Source organism: Comamonas sp. Z1, assembly GCF_008121555.1.
Taxonomy (GTDB): domain Bacteria; phylum Pseudomonadota; class Gammaproteobacteria; order Burkholderiales; family Burkholderiaceae_C; genus Comamonas; species Comamonas thiooxydans.
This window is the reverse complement of record NZ_VOQT01000006.1, coordinates 108,817-125,057: the sequence shown is the minus strand read 5'-3', so window position 1 is coordinate 125,057 and position 16,241 is coordinate 108,817. Positions and strand designations below refer to the sequence as shown.

At 62.7% G+C, this 16,241-nt stretch carries 16 protein-coding genes; 12 read left to right on the top strand and 4 right to left on the bottom strand.

Annotated features, from left to right (window positions below; genetic code table 11):
- Window positions 1-203: 203 nt before the first annotated feature.
- The 12 genes from FSY45_RS13375 to FSY45_RS13315 all read left to right on the top strand — a co-directional run bounded on the left by FSY45_RS13375 (window position 204) and on the right by FSY45_RS13315 (window position 11,207).
- Entirely contained in the window at window positions 204-1,592 is a 1,389-nt protein-coding gene (locus FSY45_RS13375) for an efflux transporter outer membrane subunit (RefSeq protein WP_046461136.1), read from the top strand.
- Window positions 1,589-2,737, top strand: coding sequence for an ABC transporter permease (locus FSY45_RS13370; RefSeq protein WP_003069558.1), 1,149 nt, complete (start codon window positions 1,589-1,591; stop codon window positions 2,735-2,737). The genes FSY45_RS13375 and FSY45_RS13370 overlap by 4 nt, the downstream gene beginning before the upstream one ends.
- 10 nt (window positions 2,738-2,747) lie before the next feature.
- Window positions 2,748-3,503 (top strand): ABC transporter ATP-binding protein, encoded by a 756-nt coding sequence (locus tag FSY45_RS13365; protein ID WP_003069557.1) that lies wholly within the window; start codon window positions 2,748-2,750, stop codon window positions 3,501-3,503.
- Between the two features lie 2 nt (window positions 3,504-3,505).
- On the top strand, window positions 3,506-4,441 hold the full coding sequence (locus tag FSY45_RS13360; protein ID WP_003069556.1) for an HlyD family secretion protein: 936 nt from the start codon (window positions 3,506-3,508) through the stop codon (window positions 4,439-4,441).
- Complete coding sequence (locus FSY45_RS13355; protein WP_003069555.1) at window positions 4,434-5,147, top strand: MtnX-like HAD-IB family phosphatase; 714 nt, start codon at window positions 4,434-4,436, stop codon at window positions 5,145-5,147. The genes FSY45_RS13360 and FSY45_RS13355 overlap by 8 nt, the downstream gene beginning before the upstream one ends.
- Entirely contained in the window at window positions 5,144-6,052 is a 909-nt protein-coding gene (locus FSY45_RS13350; protein WP_003069554.1) for a carboxylesterase, read from the top strand. Before FSY45_RS13355 ends, FSY45_RS13350 begins: the two co-directional genes overlap by 4 nt.
- Window positions 6,045-6,413: an EamA family transporter gene (locus FSY45_RS13345; protein WP_003069552.1), complete on the top strand. Its 369-nt coding sequence runs from the start codon at window positions 6,045-6,047 to the stop codon at window positions 6,411-6,413. The genes FSY45_RS13350 and FSY45_RS13345 overlap by 8 nt, the downstream gene beginning before the upstream one ends.
- Before the next feature lie 12 nt (window positions 6,414-6,425).
- On the top strand, window positions 6,426-6,812 hold the full coding sequence (locus tag FSY45_RS13340) for a multidrug efflux SMR transporter (RefSeq protein ID WP_003069549.1): 387 nt from the start codon (window positions 6,426-6,428) through the stop codon (window positions 6,810-6,812).
- A 1-nt stretch (window position 6,813) separates the two neighbouring features.
- On the top strand, window positions 6,814-8,019 hold the full coding sequence (locus FSY45_RS13335; protein WP_046461137.1) for a DegT/DnrJ/EryC1/StrS family aminotransferase: 1,206 nt from the start codon (window positions 6,814-6,816) through the stop codon (window positions 8,017-8,019).
- Window positions 8,020-8,230: 211 nt separating this feature from the next.
- The gene (locus FSY45_RS13325) at window positions 8,231-9,862 is read left to right on the top strand and encodes an FAD-dependent oxidoreductase (RefSeq protein WP_046461138.1); all 1,632 of its coding nucleotides are present in this window, start codon (window positions 8,231-8,233) and stop codon (window positions 9,860-9,862) included.
- On the top strand, window positions 9,859-10,188 hold the full coding sequence (locus FSY45_RS13320; protein ID WP_003069544.1) for a ferredoxin family protein: 330 nt from the start codon (window positions 9,859-9,861) through the stop codon (window positions 10,186-10,188). The genes FSY45_RS13325 and FSY45_RS13320 overlap by 4 nt, the downstream gene beginning before the upstream one ends.
- A 14-nt stretch (window positions 10,189-10,202) precedes the next feature.
- Window positions 10,203-11,207 carry an ABC transporter substrate-binding protein gene (locus FSY45_RS13315; protein WP_003069542.1) on the top strand — a complete coding sequence of 335 codons (1,005 nt, stop codon included), beginning with the start codon at window positions 10,203-10,205 and terminating at the stop codon, window positions 11,205-11,207.
- Window positions 11,208-11,234: 27 nt separating this feature from the next.
- Here the strand turns inward: FSY45_RS13315 and FSY45_RS13310 are convergent, their stop codons facing one another.
- The 4 genes from FSY45_RS13310 to FSY45_RS13295 form a co-directional block, all read right to left on the bottom strand.
- Window positions 11,235-12,536, bottom strand: coding sequence for a cyclopropane-fatty-acyl-phospholipid synthase family protein (locus FSY45_RS13310; protein WP_148748105.1), 1,302 nt, complete (start codon window positions 12,534-12,536; stop codon window positions 11,235-11,237).
- Window positions 12,537-12,583: 47 nt separating this feature from the next.
- Window positions 12,584-13,483 (bottom strand): hypothetical protein, encoded by a 900-nt coding sequence (locus FSY45_RS13305; protein ID WP_080944431.1) that lies wholly within the window; start codon window positions 13,481-13,483, stop codon window positions 12,584-12,586.
- Entirely contained in the window at window positions 13,480-14,541 is a 1,062-nt protein-coding gene (locus FSY45_RS13300) for a GNAT family N-acetyltransferase (RefSeq protein WP_046461139.1), read from the bottom strand. Before FSY45_RS13300 ends, FSY45_RS13305 begins: the two co-directional genes overlap by 4 nt.
- 188 nt (window positions 14,542-14,729) lie before the next feature.
- Complete coding sequence (locus FSY45_RS13295) at window positions 14,730-16,103, bottom strand: aspartate aminotransferase family protein (protein WP_003069536.1); 1,374 nt, start codon at window positions 16,101-16,103, stop codon at window positions 14,730-14,732.
- Between the last annotated feature and the right edge of the window lie 138 nt (window positions 16,104-16,241).

Below are 16,241 nucleotides of genomic sequence, written 5' to 3'. Positions count from 1 at the left end.
ATTATGTGCGTTGCCGCTGCAATAGCCGAATGGCGGAGGCTCTCCATAATTCCTACATAAACCCTGCAATCTGGCGAAAGCTTGCTGCCGTTCAATGGCGAGGATGGAAAGCTGTCTCTGCTTTCTGCAGCTTCCCCGGGGTACAACCTAAAGCTTGAGCCAACTGCGCTGTGATATTTCCCTCTCACGTCTCGCGTCTTCGCATGGGCCGTCTGTGTCTGTGTGTCTTGTCGTTGCTGGCAGGCTGTGCTGCGCCCGAGGCAGTCAAGCTGGACCGGACCACGCCACCCCAATGGCAGCAGCAGGAGTCGGCTCAAAAGTCGGACCCCGCGGAGCTGGCTCAATGGTGGCGTGCCTGGAATGACCCTGCTCTCAATGCGCTGGTGGATGAGGCACTGGCCCAGAATCTTGATGTGGCTCAGGCCGTGCTGCGTCTGCGTCAGCAGCGCTTGCTGGCGGGTACGGCAGATGCGGCTTTTCGCCCCATAGTCAGCACCGGAGCGCGGACTCTGCAGGATATTGCAGCAGTTGATACTTACTTCCATGCCAGCATTGATGTGAGCTGGGATCTTGGTCTGTTTGGTGACTCCGAAGCGGCGCGCCGTGCAGGCGCGGCCGGCGTGCTGGATGCGCAAGCCCAGCTGCATGCAGCGCGAGTGGCGCTGGTGGCCGATGTGGTGCACCGTTATCTCGATATCCGGCTGGCCCAGGTGCAGCGCAGCCTGGTCGAGAGGCAATTGCAGCAGGCGCAGCGACAGCTGCAGCTCTTGCAGATTCGGCATGAGCAGAGACTGACAGATGCCCAGTCTCTGGAGCAGCAACAGCTGCAGCTGCGCACCGCAGAGTCTCAGCTGTCCACCCTGAACGAGGCCCAGGCGCGTGCTGCCCATGCGCTGGCTGCCCTGCTGGGACGTGAGCGTGCCGAGCCGCAGTGGCTGCAGCCCAGGACGGATGCCGCGTTGCCCGCAATGCAGGCGCTTGCCGTACTGCCGGCAGACCTGCTGCGCAACCGCCCCGATATTCAAAGTGCCGAGGCTGCGGTGGAGCAGGCTGCGGCCGAGGTCGGCGTGTCGCGCGCGGCGCTCTATCCGCGGTTGACCCTGACGGGGTCCCTGCTGTATGCATACAACCTGACGCGCAATCACCGCACGACCTCGGACTCCATTCCCATGGTCGGTCCGCAGATCGACATTCCGCTCTTTGACTGGGGTCGCCGCCGTGCCGTGGCAGACGGCAAGGAGCTGGCGCTGCAGGCCAGCATCAAGGCATACCGCCAGGCCGTGCTCAATGGCATTGCCGAGGCCGAAACTGCCCTGGCAGCGGTTGCCGCCCAGCAGCAAAGGCAGCAGCAGCTGCAGTCCCAGCAGCAGATTCATGCCGGGCGCGAGAAGGCTCAGGCAGTGCGCCAGCAACTGGGCCTGTCCAGCGAGCTTGCGGGCATCGATAGCGCCCGCGCCAGCCTGCAAAACCAGAGCGAGCTGGCAACCGCCAGGGCTGCCGAGGCGCTGGCCTATGTGGCTCTCTACAAGGCAGTGGGTGCAGCCCCTGTCGATGCCGCGCTTGTTACCCGGACCACAGAGGCTCAGCCATGATTGCCCTGGCGCGCAAGACGCTGATCCATGAGTGGAGACGCTTTGTCCCTTCGGTGTTCGCCGTGGGCTTTTCGGGCGTTCTGCTGGCCATGCAGGCCGCCTTGGTGCTGGGCATCTTCGGCTCTGCCGCGATCTACGTGACGGCTTCTTCGGCCGATCTCTGGGTGGGCTATCCGGGCACGCAAAGCGTGAACTTCGGGCGCAATATCGGTAGCGATGTGGAGATGCGTCTGCGCATGGACCCCGATGTGGCGGCCGTGGAATCCTATGTCTGGGTCGATGGCGACTGGCGCGCGCGCGCCGGTGCCCAGGGCGCGACCGGAGGCGGAGTCTCGGTCTATCTTTCGGGCGTCAGCACTGCGGACAACTCCATGATGTTCACCAAGGTGCTCACCTCCTGGCAGCGACAGCTGCTGCGCGAGCCCGGTGCCGTGATTGTGGACAGGGCGGACCTGGGGACTCTGGGCGCGCAGGAAGGCAGCACGGCCTGGATCAACAACCATGCGGTCAAGATCGTGGCTGCCGTAGACGGCTTGCGCGGCCTGGGCGGTGTCAACGTGATCGCCTCGCTCAGCACGGCCCGCGAAATTGCAGAAACCAGTGCCGAGCATGGCAGCACCTATTTCGTGGCGCGCCTCAAGCAAGGAGCCAAGGCAGGCGAGGCACAGGCGAGATTGAGTCAGTCCAGCAGCAGCTTCGGCCCGTACGAGGTCTGGACGGCGGATGCCTTTGCGCGCCGCTCTCAGCGTTACTGGATGCTCGATACCGGCGCCGGTGCCGGCGTGCTCTTCATGGCCGTCATCGTCTGCCTGGTGGGCGCCATCGTGACCAGCCAGTCGCTCAAGGCGGTGGTGGCAGGGTCCGCCCGCGAGTATGCGGTGCTCAATGCTCTGGGCGTGAGCCGAGCAGCCCTGGGCCGCGTGGTGGTCGAGCAGGCCTGCTGGATTGGCGGCCTGGGCTTTGTGCTGGCGGCACTGGCCAGCGCGGTGCTGCTCAGCATTGCATCCAGCTACCGCGTCCCTGTTGCCCTCAACCTGTCCGCGGTACTTGCGTGCGGCTTTCTGGTGGCCGTGCTGTCGCTGCTGTCGGGTCTGGGCGCCATGCGCAGCTTGCTGCGTGCCGACCCGGCAACCCTGTTGCGTTAAGGCCTGAAACATGCAAGCCGAGACCATGGAACGCATCAAAAATTCTGCTGCAGTCAAGGATGCAGCGCCCAGCCTCGAGGCCGTGCGTCTCGACAAATCCTTTGTGTCGGGCATCGTCCAGGTGCATGTGCTGCAAGGACTGTCCGTCAGCCTGTATGCGGGGGAGTTGAGCCTGATCTCCGGCCCTTCGGGCTGCGGCAAAAGCACGCTGCTGTCGCTGATGTCGGGACTGCAAAAGCCCGATGCCGGCCATGCGCTGGCACTGGGCGAGGACCTGGCCAAGCTCGGTACGGCGGCACTGGAGAAATTTCGTCTGCGTCATACGGGTTTTGTCTTCCAGGGCTTCAATCTGTTTCCGGCCTTGACGGCACTGGAGCAGGTGCAGCTGCCGCTTGGCTATATGGGCCTCAAGAACGCCGAGACATTGCGCCGTGCCAAGGAGGCTCTCGATGAAGTGGGGCTCTCGCACCGCAGTCATATGCGCCCGGCCCAGCTGTCGGGCGGCGAGAAGCAGCGTGTGGCCATCGCACGTGCCATGGCCAAGCAGCCTCGCCTGCTGTTCGCCGACGAGCCCACCAGTGCGCTGGACGCCGAGAGCGGCCAGCGTGTCATTGATTTGCTGCACCGTGCAGCGCGCACGCACGGCACCACGGTGCTCTGCGTCAGCCATGATCCGCGCCTGGTACGCCACGCCGATCGTGTGCTGGGCATGGAAGACGGCGCCATTCGCAGCGACTGGCGCCAGAACAGCCCCATCAAGGAATAAACATGAACCCAAGCCCATTTCGTCTCAGCATTGTGTCGGGCGCGCCGCTGCTGGCGGCTGCCGTGCTGATGCTGGGCGGGTGCTCTCCGTCTCAGGACGCAGCCTCCGTGATCACGCCGGCCGCAGCCCAGATCAAGCCTCAAAGCCAGGTAGCCGTTGCGCGGGGCAAGATCGATGTAGAAGGCGGTCTGCTCGATCTCTCGTCTGCCGCATCGGGCGTGGTGCAGCAATTGCTGGTCAAGGAAGGCCAGAGCGTGCAGAAAGGCCAGCCAGTGCTGCGTCTCGCCGACGATGCGGCGCGCGCCGATCTGGCGGTGGCGGAGTCCGAGCTGCAGCTGGCGCAGACCAAACTCAAGACGCGCCAGAATCGCCTGCCCGCGCTCAAGGCCACGCTGACGCGCTGGCAGTCCGCTGCCAAACAGGGGGCAGCGGACCTGCAGAGCGTGGACGAAGCCGTGCAGGCCCTGCGTGATGCGCAGTCCGAAGTGGATATTGCGGCTGCAGAAGTCACGGTCGCCAAGCGCAAGGCCGAGCAGTTGCGGGCCCTGCTGCAGCGCCACGAGCTGCGTGCGCCCGAGGCCGCAGTCGTGGTGCGTCTGCAGGCACAGGGCGGCAGCATGCTGCAAAGCGGCAGTCCGGTGGCGGTGCTGCTGCCCAAGCGCCCCTTTATCGTGCGTGCCGAAGTCAACGAAAGCTTTGTGACAGCGATTCGCGAGGGCATGAAGGCCCTGGTGACGGTGGACGCAGACGGCAGCGCTGCCCGCCAGGAGTTTCCTGCTGCGACCGTGTTGCGCATCAGTCCCGTCTATGGAGCGGCCAAGCTGCAGGACGACGCGCAGCGCGGCCCGGTAAGGGTTGTGGAATGCGTGCTGGCATTTGACCAGCCGCCCGCCAATGTCAAGGTCGGTCAGAACGTGAGGGTCAGTTTCCATGAATAAGCGCATTCAGATTTTCCCGTCGCCTGCAGGTACAGCTGCGGCCGGCTGGATGGTGCAAAGCGATTTCGACGGCACCATCAGCCTGCTGGACGTGACCGATACTCTGCTCAATCGCTTTGGCAAGCCGGGCTGGCAGGAACTGGAAGACGCCTGGGAGCGCGGCGATATCGGCTCGCGCGAATGCATGAAGGGGCAGGTGGCCCTGCTGGACATGAGCGAGGTCGAACTGCAGAACCATCTGGACAGCATCGAGATCGACGAGCACTTTGCCGGCTTCGTGGCCGAGGCCAGGCTGCATGGCATCAAGGTGCAGGTCGTCAGCGACGGCATTGACTATGCGATTCGCCATGTGCTCGCACGCCATGGCCTCGGGGATCTGGAAGTGATCGCCAACCATCTGGTGCAGACGGGCGAGCGTAGCTGGCGACTGGATTCGCCCTGGGCCAGCAATCGCTGCACACGGGCCAGCGGCAACTGCAAGTGCGAACGCTTGGCCGAGCAGCAGGCCGTTCATGGGCGGGTGCTCTATATCGGCGACAGCACGTCGGACTTCTGCGTTTCCGGCAAGGCGGATTTCGTGCTGGCCAAGTACAAGCTCATCGACTATTGCGAGAGCCAGGGGATTGCCCACGCGCGCTTCGAGCATTTTGCGCAGGCCACCCAGCTGCTGGAGCAGGTCCTGCTCGGCATGGAGCAGATTGCATGAATGCGGCCGATGGATTGGGGCTGCTGCAGCAGCCGGATTTGCAGCAGCTGTGCGTGACGCCGCATGAGTTCGTCATGCCGGGCGAAGGCCGCAATGCCCGCACGGGCGTGCTGTTGATCCATGGCCTGACCGGCACGCCCGCCGAGATGCGCCTGCTCGCTAAAGGTCTGAACAAGCAGGGCTTCACGGTCTACGGGGTGCAGCTGGCAGGACATTGCGGCAGCATGGAAGACTTGGTGGCTGCCCGCTGGACGGACTGGCTGGCAAGTGTGGAGTCGGGCCTGCAGCGCTTTTCGCTGCATGTGGACCATGTGGTGGTCGGCGGTCTTTCCATGGGGGCGCTGCTGTCGCTGGCCGTGGCCGAGCGCCATCCCGACAAGGTTGCGGGCGTCTGCGCGCTGTCCACCACCTTCCGCTATGACGGCTGGAGCATCCCTGCCTATACCAAGCTGGCGTTCCTGCTGCCGCTATTCCGCCTGCTGGGCATTGGCCGCAACAGCGTCTTCATGGAGGCGCCACCCTACGGCATCAAGGACGAGGCCTTGCGCGCGCGCGTGGTCGAGCAGATGAACAGCGGCGACAGCTCTGCCGCAGGCCTGCCCGGCAATCCCTGGTGGAGCGTCATCGAGCTGCGCGCCCTGTCCGCGAATGTGCAGGCCGGACTGGCGCAGCTGCGCTCGCCCTGTCTGGTCATTCACGCCCGGGAAGACGATATTTCCTCGGTCAGCAATGCCCACGATATCCAGCGCGGCGCGGTCAACGCCCATGTCGACCTGGTGCTGCTGGACAATTGCTATCACATGATCACCATCGACCGCGAGCGCCGCACCGTGATTGCCAAGCTCAACGAGTTCATCGCGCGCATCGCCAGCTCGGCAGCGCCTGCCAGGGGTGCGAATGGGTAGTGATCTCTCGCCCCTGGTGGTGACGCTGTGGATACTCAATGTGCTGGTGGACAGCGGGGGACAGCTGGCTTTCAAGGCCGCGGCCAGCGAGCCGGGGCATCGCAATGGCACGGAGCGTTGGCGCTTCATGCTGGCCAGGCCCTGGCTGTGGGTGGGCATTGCCTGCTATGTGGCGGAGTTTCTGGTCTGGCTGGCATTTCTGTCGCTGGTGCCGCTGTCGGACGGGGTGCTGCTGGGCTCGATCAACATCGTCGCCATCATGATTCTGGGCCGGGTGCTGTTTCGCGAAAAGCTCGCGCCCATGCGCGTAGCCGGCATCGTGCTGGTGTCCGTAGGCGTGGCCATCGTTGGATTGCACTGAGGGCCGTCGGCTATGAAGCGTTTTTACATTGTCGGCTTTCTGGTACTCATGGCCTTTGACACGCTGGCGCAGCTCAGCTTCAAGCAGGCCGGTGATTCCGCACTGCCGCTGGAGTTCTCCACCGGCTGGCTGCTGCGCGTGTTCAGCCAGCCCTGGATCTACGGTGCATTCGTTGGCTACATCGGTGCCTTTTTCACCTGGATGAGCCTGCTCAAGCACGCTCCCATCGGCCCGGCATTCGCGGCCTCGCATCTGGAGATCATCTCGGTGCTGGCGATCTCGTACTGGCTGTTCAACGAGCCCATTGGCTGGCCGCAGATCATTGGCTGTCTGTTCATCGTGGCCGGCATCATGTGCCTGGCGGTGAGCGAGAAGCCAGAGGCCGAGCAGGCCGCCTGACATGCGCCAGCCCACGGTGCCGCCAACGGCCGGCCTGCCACTACAGCTCGGCGACCTCTGGCCTTCGGGTGCGGGCAGCCTGGCAGGACAGCTGGCTGCCTGGCTGGGCGTGGAGGCGGTGCAACTCGAATGCTCGGGGACCTCGGCCCTGATGGTGGCGCTGCGCAGCCTGCAGGCCCTCAGTCCTGGGCGCAGCGAGGTCGTTGCACCGGCCTATACCTGTCCGCTGGTGGCGCTGGCGATTGCGCAGTGCGGGCTGCAACTGCGCCTGTGCGATTTGCGCGCCGATGCGCTGGACATGGACCCTGTCTGCCTGCAGCGCCTGTGCAGCGACCGGACGCTGGCCGTGCTGCCCACGCATCTGTGCGGGCGTGTGGCCGATGTGGACGCCGCCCTGCAATGCGCGCGCGCCGTGGGCGCCTATGTGATCGAGGATGCCGCCCAGGCGCTGGGAGCGCGCAGCGGCGGAGCTTCGGTGGGCCTCAAAGGCGATATCGGCTTTTTCAGCCTGGCCGTCGGCAAGGGGTTGAGCACCTTTGAAGGTGGCGTGCTGATGGCGCGCGAGCCTTCCATGCGTGCTGCGCTGAGCGCAGCCGGCGCCGCCACCCGGTTCAGCCTGTGGTGGGAGCTGCGCCGCAGCATCGAGCTGCTGGGCTATGCCATGCTCTACCGGCCCTCGGGTCTGCGCATGGCCTATGGCAAGCCGCTGGAGAAATCATTGTCGCGTGGTGACTGGGTAGAGGCCGCAGGCGATGACTTCGACGATCTCATTCCCCAGCACAGTCTGGGGCGCTGGCGCCAGAGCGTGGGGGCCAGGGCATTGCAGCGGCTGGAGGGGTTTCAGCAGCAAGCATCCGGACAGGCCCGCCTGCGCATCGCTCAGTTGCAGGCTTGCGGGCTGGAAGTGTTGCAGGATGCCGTGCCCCGGGCACAGGGCGTGTGGCCGGTGATCCTGCTGCGCATGCCGAGCCAGCAGGCCAGGGATGCCGTGCTGCGCGCGCATTGGGGCGGTGGCTGTGGTCTGTCTCTGCCCTTTGTCCATGTGCTGCCCGACTATGGCCGCTACGACCATGTACTGGGTGCTGCACGCGACGATGCGGTCAGCCAGGCGCGCGACTGGGCGCAGCGCTTGCTGGCCATCAGCAATAGCCCATGGCTGGATGACGAGCGCTTTGCGGATTTGCTGGACACGCTGGCAGCACGCTGATACGCCTACGCCTACGCCTACGCCTACGCCTACGCCTACGCCTACGCCTACGCCTACGCCTACGCCTACGCCTACGCCTACGCCTGCAATCTGTCTGCAATAACGATATAGAAATCCATTCGTTCTGTTTTCGCCGGCTCGTTTCTACACTGAACTTGAACGGACTGCATGGCCTGTTGCCCCGCAGATCAAGGCACAAGGAGTGGTGAAAATGGGAGTAGGAAAACGCTCAAGGCAAGCGCTGTCAAGCGCGGCGGGGGCCTGCCAGCACGATGTGGATGTTCTGGTTATCGGCGCTGGGCCAGCAGGGGCATGGGCTGCCATCAGTGCGGCCAGCCAGGGGGCAAACGTGCTGCTGGTCGACAAGGGATATTGCGGAACATCGGGCGCAACTGCACCTTCGGGCTGCGGCGTTTGGCATGTCGACAATACCGGGGATTTGCGTGAGAAAGCCAAAGCCAGCCGTTACACCATGGGCGGCATGCTGGCCGAGCAGGCATGGATGGATCGGGTGCTGGAGCAGACCTGGAACAACATCGAGCTGTTGACTGAATGGGGCTACCCGTTTCCTGTCGATGTGGAGGGCAAGCTGCGGCGCAACTCCCTGCAAGGCCCTGAATATATGCGTTTGATGCGCAAGCAGGTCAAGGCTGCCGGCGTACGTATTCTTGACCATAGCCCGGCGCTGGAATTGCTCGTGGATGACGCTGGCACGGTATGCGGCGCAACAGGTGTGCGCAGGCAAGCCGAAGATACCTGGGTTGTGCGTGCAAGTGCAACCATCATTGCCACCGGTGGCTGCGCTTTCCTTAGCCGCGCGCTGGGCTGCAATGTGCTGACCGGTGATGGATACCTGATGGCCGCCGAGGTGGGGGCACAGCTCTCGGGCATGGAATTCTCCAATGCCTATGGGCTGGGGCCGGCGTTCTCTTCGGTCACCAAGTCACTGTTCTACAACTGGGCCAGTTTTTACTATGCAGACGGCTCGCTGATCGATGGTGCAGGGTCTTCGCGCGGGCGCAGCATCATTGCGCAGACGTTGCAAACACAGCCTGTTTTTGCGCGCTTGGATAAAGCCGATGCGAGCATTCAGGCATGGATGCGCACGGCACAGCCCAACTTCTTTGTCTCGTTTGACCGCAAAGGCATCAACCCTTTTCATGAAATGTTCCCGGTCAGCTTGCGGCTGGAAGGAACGGTGCGTGGCACTGGCGGTCTGAATGTGGTGGATGCCGACTGTGCAACCTCCGTGGCCGGGCTGTACGCTGCAGGCGATGCAGCAACGCGCGAGCTGATCTGTGGTGGCTTTACCGGGGGCGGCAGTCATAACGCAGCCTGGGCGCTCTCTTCGGGATTCTGGGCTGGTGCCGGCGCTGCGCGCTTTGCCTTGCATAACCCGATGAAAAAACGGCAGCTTTACCGCGCAGGCAGTCCAGGTCTTGAGGAGCAGGGTCAAGCTCGGCTGGACAGCAGTCAGCTGATTCAAGCGGTACAGGCCGAAGTCTTCCCGTACGAGCGCAACTGGAATCGCCAATCCGATGAGTTGCAGCAGTCTCTGCAGAACCTTGATGCCTTGTGGCTGCGCCTGCGTACTGGTGTGCAGTTCCAGTCCATCGAAGAGCGCCTGCGCCTGAGGGAGGCAACAGCCATGCTGGCTACCTCGCGATGGATGTACCGGAGTGCCTTGCAGCGTACCGAAACCCGGGGCATGCATCGCCGTCGCGATCATCAAGAATTGGACCCAGGCCAGAGACATCGATTGATTTCTGGCGGCCTTGATGAAGTCTGGGTGCGTCGTCAGCGGGTCAAAGAAGTGCCGTCTTCCGAAGGAGTGCTCGCATGATCGAAATCATCAGCTCAGAGCGTTGCACCGGCTGCAATATCTGCGTCCATGCCTGCCCTACCAATGTGTTCGACATGGTCAAAGGGCAGGCTCCGCGCATTGCCCGGCAAAGCGATTGCCAGACTTGCTTTATGTGCGAGCTGTATTGCCCTGAGGACGCCTTGTATGTTGCCCCGGTGGCAGATGCTGCTGCCCATGTGGATGAGCTCTCGCCTGCCACGCAAGCTTTGCTGGGCAGCTATCGCGCCTCCGTTGGTTGGGGCAAAGGTCGCCAATCTACCGCGGCACTGGATGCCAGCTACGAGCTGCTGGCGCGTGCGCATTAGAAATTTTGTCATCCATGTCAGAACATGAAATCCGTTTGTCGGAAGCAGGCTCTTGTGCCGCTTTCAATCGTCGTCAATGGCTGCTTGGCGCTTTGGCGGCAAGCATTCCCATGCTGGGTGAAGCGCAGTCTCAAAGCGCGGCGCAGACCTTGCGTATCGGTTATATCGGTCCTGGAAAGAAGCCTGCTTATGCCACGGGCTGGGCGCTGCAGCAGGGCATCTTGCAGCGAGAACTGAGCACGTTGGGCTTCTCCCAGGTCGTGACCCGTGTGTTTCCCAATGGACCGGACTTGAACGAAGCATTCATTGCCGACCACCTGGACATCGGCATCTATGGCGACACACCCGCAGTGGTCGCTCATGCGCAAGGCTTTCAAGGTAAGCTGCTGGGTTTTGATTGCGTGGGCATGAACACCTGGCTGCTGACGCCCAAGGCTGGCATCAAGACGGTGGAGGAGCTCAAGGGCAAGGTCGTTGGCGTGGCTCTGGGCTCATACATGCACCGCTTTGTGCTGGGTCTGCTCAGGCAGCATGGTTTGAGCGGCAGGGTCAAGGTGGTGCATATGCTGCCGCGCGACGGTGCACCGGCGCTGGAGCGTGGGGATGTGGCTGCGTTTGCCGCACCTATCAATATGGGGCCGTTGCTGGCGCAGCAAGGCTTTCCGGTTCTGGCAGAGGCTGCGCAGTATCCGACGCTGCTGGGCACATCGGTCATTGTGATTTCTCCCAAACTGCTTGCGAGGTTGCCGCAATTTCCTGCTACCTGGGGTCGCGCACGCAGCATTGCCCTGGGGGAGATTCGTAGCGACAGCGCAGCGTATCTGGCGTTTCATGCCGAGGCCAGCGGTTTCCCGGTGCCAGCGGTCAAAGCCTCTGTGGCATTGAGTAATCTGCCCGCTCAGGCCTATCCGGAGCAAGGCTTGCATTTGATCTCCGAGGCCAAACGCTTCCTGCTCAATGAAAAATTGGTGCGCAAGGATTTTTCCGTTGAGAGCTGGAAGATTCCCGGGTTTTCATGAGCTTTTCTTCTGACAAGATCATTGGAATCAAGCGATATTTTCCCTTGCTTCAGTGGGATCTGTCATAGCGGAGACTCTGCATTTCTGTCCGGACTCCCTGGCTTTCAGTGCTGTCTCGCGCTCGGCGATATAGCTGCGCGTGAGCGGTACGGCATCCTGCCTGCGCGCCAGCTGAACCTGGAAGATGGCGATGTCCTGATAGCGGAACGCGGTCTCCGACATGGACAGATAGAACTCCCACATGCGGCAGAAGCGCTCGTCATACAGGGCGGCGGCTTCGGCACGGCGTGCCATGAAACGCTCGCGCCACAGGCGCAGGGTCTGGGCATAGTGCAGGCGCAGCACCTCGATATCGCAGATCACCAGCCCCGCGCGCTCTATGGCCGGCGTGAACTCCGACATCGACGGGATATGGCCGCCGGGAAAGATGTAGCGCTCTATCCAGGGATTGTTGAAGTCGGGCACATCGCTGTTGCCGATGAAGTGCAGCAGCATCACGCCGTCCTCGCTGAGCAGCTCATGGCATTTGCGGAAGAAGGCGTCATGGAATCTCGTGCCCACATGCTCGAACATGCCGACAGAGACGATGCGCTCGAACGGCCCCTGTGTGTCGCGGTAGTCTTCCAGCCGGTACTCCAGCCGCTCGCCATGGATGGACTGCGAGGCCCTGGACTGCGCGCCGGCCAGCTGCTCCGTGGACAGCGTGATGCCTGTGACATGGCCGGCACCGCCCACCTCGGCCAGATAGCGCGAGAGACCGCCCCAGCCGCAGCCTATGTCGAGCACGCGCTGGCCCGGCTCGATCAGCAGCTTGGCGGCGATATGGCGCTTCTTGGCCAGCTGTGCCGTTTCCAGGTCTTCGTTGCCCTGCTCGAAATAGGCGCAGGAGTACTGGCGCTCGCTGTCGAGAAACAGCTGATAGAGCCGGTCGTCCAGATCGTAGTGATGCGCCACGTTGGCACGCGACTTGCCGCGCAGATTGTTCTGCAGCAAGGGCCGCAGCTTCATGCGCCAGGCATCGAGCAAGCGTACCGTGGCGCTGACGGGCACAAGCCTGGCGCCGCGCAGCACCAGCTCCAGCACGTCATAGACCGTGCCTTGCTCGACCAGCAGGCGCTGCTGCATGAACAGCTCGCCAAAGTTGAGGTCGGGATCGCGCAGCAGTGCAATGACGGCGCGTCTGTCGGCAAAACGCAGACGCGCCTGGGGTTGGCCGCCGTCGCCGAAGATCAGCGCCTTGCCTGAAGGGGTGGTGACTTCGAGCCGTCCCGTTTTGACCAGAGGTGCAAATACCTGTTGCAGCAATTTTTCGGTCAACCGGTCCAGCATGTCAGCTCCTTGAAGTGAAGTGTTGAAAAGTGGTCGGTGGAATCGCTCTAACTCGTGCTGCTGAGCGCTATGTGCTGTATCAGCCGCTGGTTCAATGCATGCTGCCCGGCCTGCCAGCCGGCCAGCGTAGCGGCGTCAATCTGTGTGTCCTGGCCGTCGCCCGCGCTCATCAGTCGTTTCCACCAGGTGCCATAGTGCCATGACGACACGTCACCCGTGATATCACTGCCCGTGATCTGTCCGCGCAGCGCATCGATCAGCTGCACGGCCTGCTCTTCCAGCATCCGGCCCTGGTCCCAGTTGGTGCGCACGACTTCGGCGGCGAACACATCCTTGTCTATGCTCAGATAGGTGTCCTGCGGCCAGTCATGCAGATGGTTGGACAGCGTCTGTACCAGCTCCGAGATATTGGCAAAGCTGCGAAACGCCTTGCCCGCGCCCAGGCGCCGGGCCCAGCCGGTGTCCACGCCGCAGCTCCAGTAGGTGAGCTTGCCGGCGCGCAGCGGCCGCAGATAGTTTTCCCAGGCGTGGCCCGAGCCTATGTCCTGCGAGGTGATGCCTGCCACATGGACCTGCGACACGGCCGGGTGCATGGCCACGCGTCGCACCCAGGAGCCGCAGTGCACGCCCCAGGGAAAGCGCATATTGTCCGGGTGGTTGTCCAGCACCACCACGCGCAGCGGATGCTTGGCGCTGAAGCCCTTCTGGGCGATGCAGCGCTCGATCAGCGGCCAGCTCAGATGGTGAAAGTCGCCGCTGCCCATGAGCACGGTACCGTGCTGCGCGGGCAACTGCTCCTGCATGGCCAGGCTGAAGCGCCTGAAGCTGCGCAGGCCGCAGCCAAAGCGCACCAGCTCCTGCCACTGGGCGAGCGCAAGCCGCTTCTCCTGGAGCAGCGGGCCTACCGATCCATCGACATCCAGCACCACAGGTGTTTGTTGCATCATGGCTTGTCACTCCACTGGCGATCGCTTTCAAACAGACCGGAGAAGCGTCGCCCCAAGGCGCGCAGCACGGGATTGCGGATGAAGACCAGATGCTGCGTCATGGTGAAGCTGGCGCCGAGCTGGGCCTTGACTTCCGGGTCGGTCCAGCCCGCCACATAGTGGGACAGGCCCCGCTCCAGTGCGTATTCGAGATTGACCATCCAGCTCACGAAATAGAGATTCGCTTCGCGCGCTGCGGGGTAGCACAGACCTATGTATTTGTCGATCAACCTGCCGTCATGCTCGAAGCACAGATTCCAGCCCAGCAGAGCATCGCTTTGCCGATCCCGGTACTCGAACACGATGCCGCCGTTGTCCGCATCGCGCAGTAAGTCGGCAAAGAAGCCGCGCGTGAGTTTGTCGAAGTGAATGTCGCTTTGCGCATACACCGCATCAAACAGCGCATAGTAGGCGTCCACCTGGGCATCAGCGGCAAAGGCTGCGCCGGTAGGGATACGCTGGACGGAGAGCTGTGCGCGGCTCTTGAGCTTGCGCCTGAGGCTGCTGCGGCGGTTCTTGGACAGGCCGGCCAGATACTCGTCCGTGCTGGCAAAGCCAAGAGGTACATAGGCCAGTGCCTGGCCTTCGAGCGCCACAAAGCCTTGCTCGGCCAGTGCCTGGGACAAGGCCTTGGCAAAGTCGTTGTCGCTGGCGCTCAGCAGGGGTGATGCCTGCGGCAGATCCTTGACGATGGTGAGCATGGTCCGGCCCGCCACGGCGCGCAGTTGCCGCGCCAGCGTGGCCGCATCCACGCCCTGGGGCAGGGGCGCATACTCGCTGACCGTGCTGCCGATGAAGTCCGTCTTCAGCCTGAGCCTGGAGCTCAGCCAGCGCCCGCCCGGCAACGACAGAAGACGCGCCTTGAGCGCGTCTTCTGCGGTGGTCAGCAAATCGAAGGGGGCGGTGAATGCTGGCGCCGGCCATTCCTTCAGCAAGGCAAAGCCTTCTGGAGGATGGTTGGAGAACTGCTGCAGCAAGCCACTGGGTTCGAGCTGGTTGCGGAAATTTTCCGTCGCCATTTCGCCTTTTTGTAGTCGGTTTTGATGGCGCCTGAGTGTGTCTGCAGCGCAGAAAACTGGCACAACCCAAGCAAGAGACAACGAGCAAGACCTGGGCGGCCCCCGCCGCCGCACAGCGAGGCTGTCTTCCCCTTCCCGAAGACAGAGGGGGAAGCGGCGGGGCCGCCTAGGCAAAGCCGCTCAGGGGGTTACGCCTTTTTAGCCTTGGTCAGCAACTGATCCAGCAGCACCATGGCTTCGTCGATCTCGCTGCGCGAAATCATCAGCGAAGGCGCGAAGGTGATCACGTTCTTGTAGTAGCCGCCCACGTCCAGCACCAGGCCGCGTTTCTGGCCCTGGTATTCCAGGCCGCCTTCGAGGCCGATGTCCACCATCTTGTCCAGCAGCGCCTTGTTGGGCGTGAAGCCGTCCTCGGTGCAGATTTCGGCACGCAGCGCCAGGCCCAGGCCGTCCACATCGCCGATTTCCTTGTGGCGCTTTTGCAGCTCCTTGAGGCCTTCGAGGAAGTAGGCACCTGATTCGCGCACCTGACGACCGAAGTCCATCTCGTGGGTCATCTTCATGACTTCCAGGCCCAGGGCCGTACCCAGCGGGTTGGAGGCAAAGGTGGAATGGGTGGATCCGGGCGGGAACACCGTGGGGTTGATCAGCTCTTCGCGTGCCCACAGGCCGGACAGCGCATTCAGGCCATTGGTCAGGGCCTTGGCAAACACCAGCACATCGGGCTGGATGCCGAAGTTTTCCACCGACCACAGCTTGCCGGTACGCCAGAAGCCCATCTGGATTTCATCGACCACCAGCAGTACGCCATGGTCGTCCAGTACCTTCTTCAGGCCGGTAAAGAAGTTGGCAGGTGGGATCACGTAGCCACCGGTGCCCTGAATGGGCTCGATGTAAAAGGCTGCGTATTCGCACTGATTGGTCTTGGGGTCCCAGACCGCGTGGTATTCGTTTTCGAACTTGCGACGGAAGTCGGCCACGATGGATTCCGCGTACTCCTCTGCCGTCATGCCCTTGGGGCGGCGGAAGGGGTAGGGGAAGGGGATGAACTGTGCTCGGTCGCTGAAATGGCCGAAACGGCGGCGATAGCGGTAGCTGGAGGTGATCGAGGACGCGCCCAGCGTACGGCCGTGATAGCCGCCTTCGAACGCGAACATCAGGCTCTTGCCGCCGCTGGCGTTGCGCACGACCTTCAGCGAGTCCTCGATGGCTTGCGCGCCGCCCACGTTGAAGTGCACGCGGCCGTCGTGGCCCCATTTGCTCTTGGCGTCTTCGGCAATGAACTTGGCCAGTTCGATCTTGGTGGGGTGCAGATACTGGCTGGCCACCTGGGGCAGCTCCTGCAGCTGCTCGATCATCTTGGCTTCAAGACGCTTGTTCTTGTAGCCGAAGTTGACGGCCGAATACCACATCTGCAGATCGAGGTAGGACGTGCCGGCATCGTCGTACATATAGCTGCCTTCGCAGCCCGTGAAGATCTTTGGAGGATTGACGTAGTGGACGGTGTCGCCAAACGAGCAGTATTTGGCTTCGTCAGCCAGCAATTGGGCAGTATTGATCACAGCAGAAAGCGCTCCGCAAAAATGGATTCGGTCAACGGTATGCGGCAGCAGTGTGCGTTTGCAATATTTCCGGGCTGTCGAGCATTTGTGTGGGAATTGTGGAGAGCTCTGCGTCGGGCGATTTCCAGCGCCGCAAAC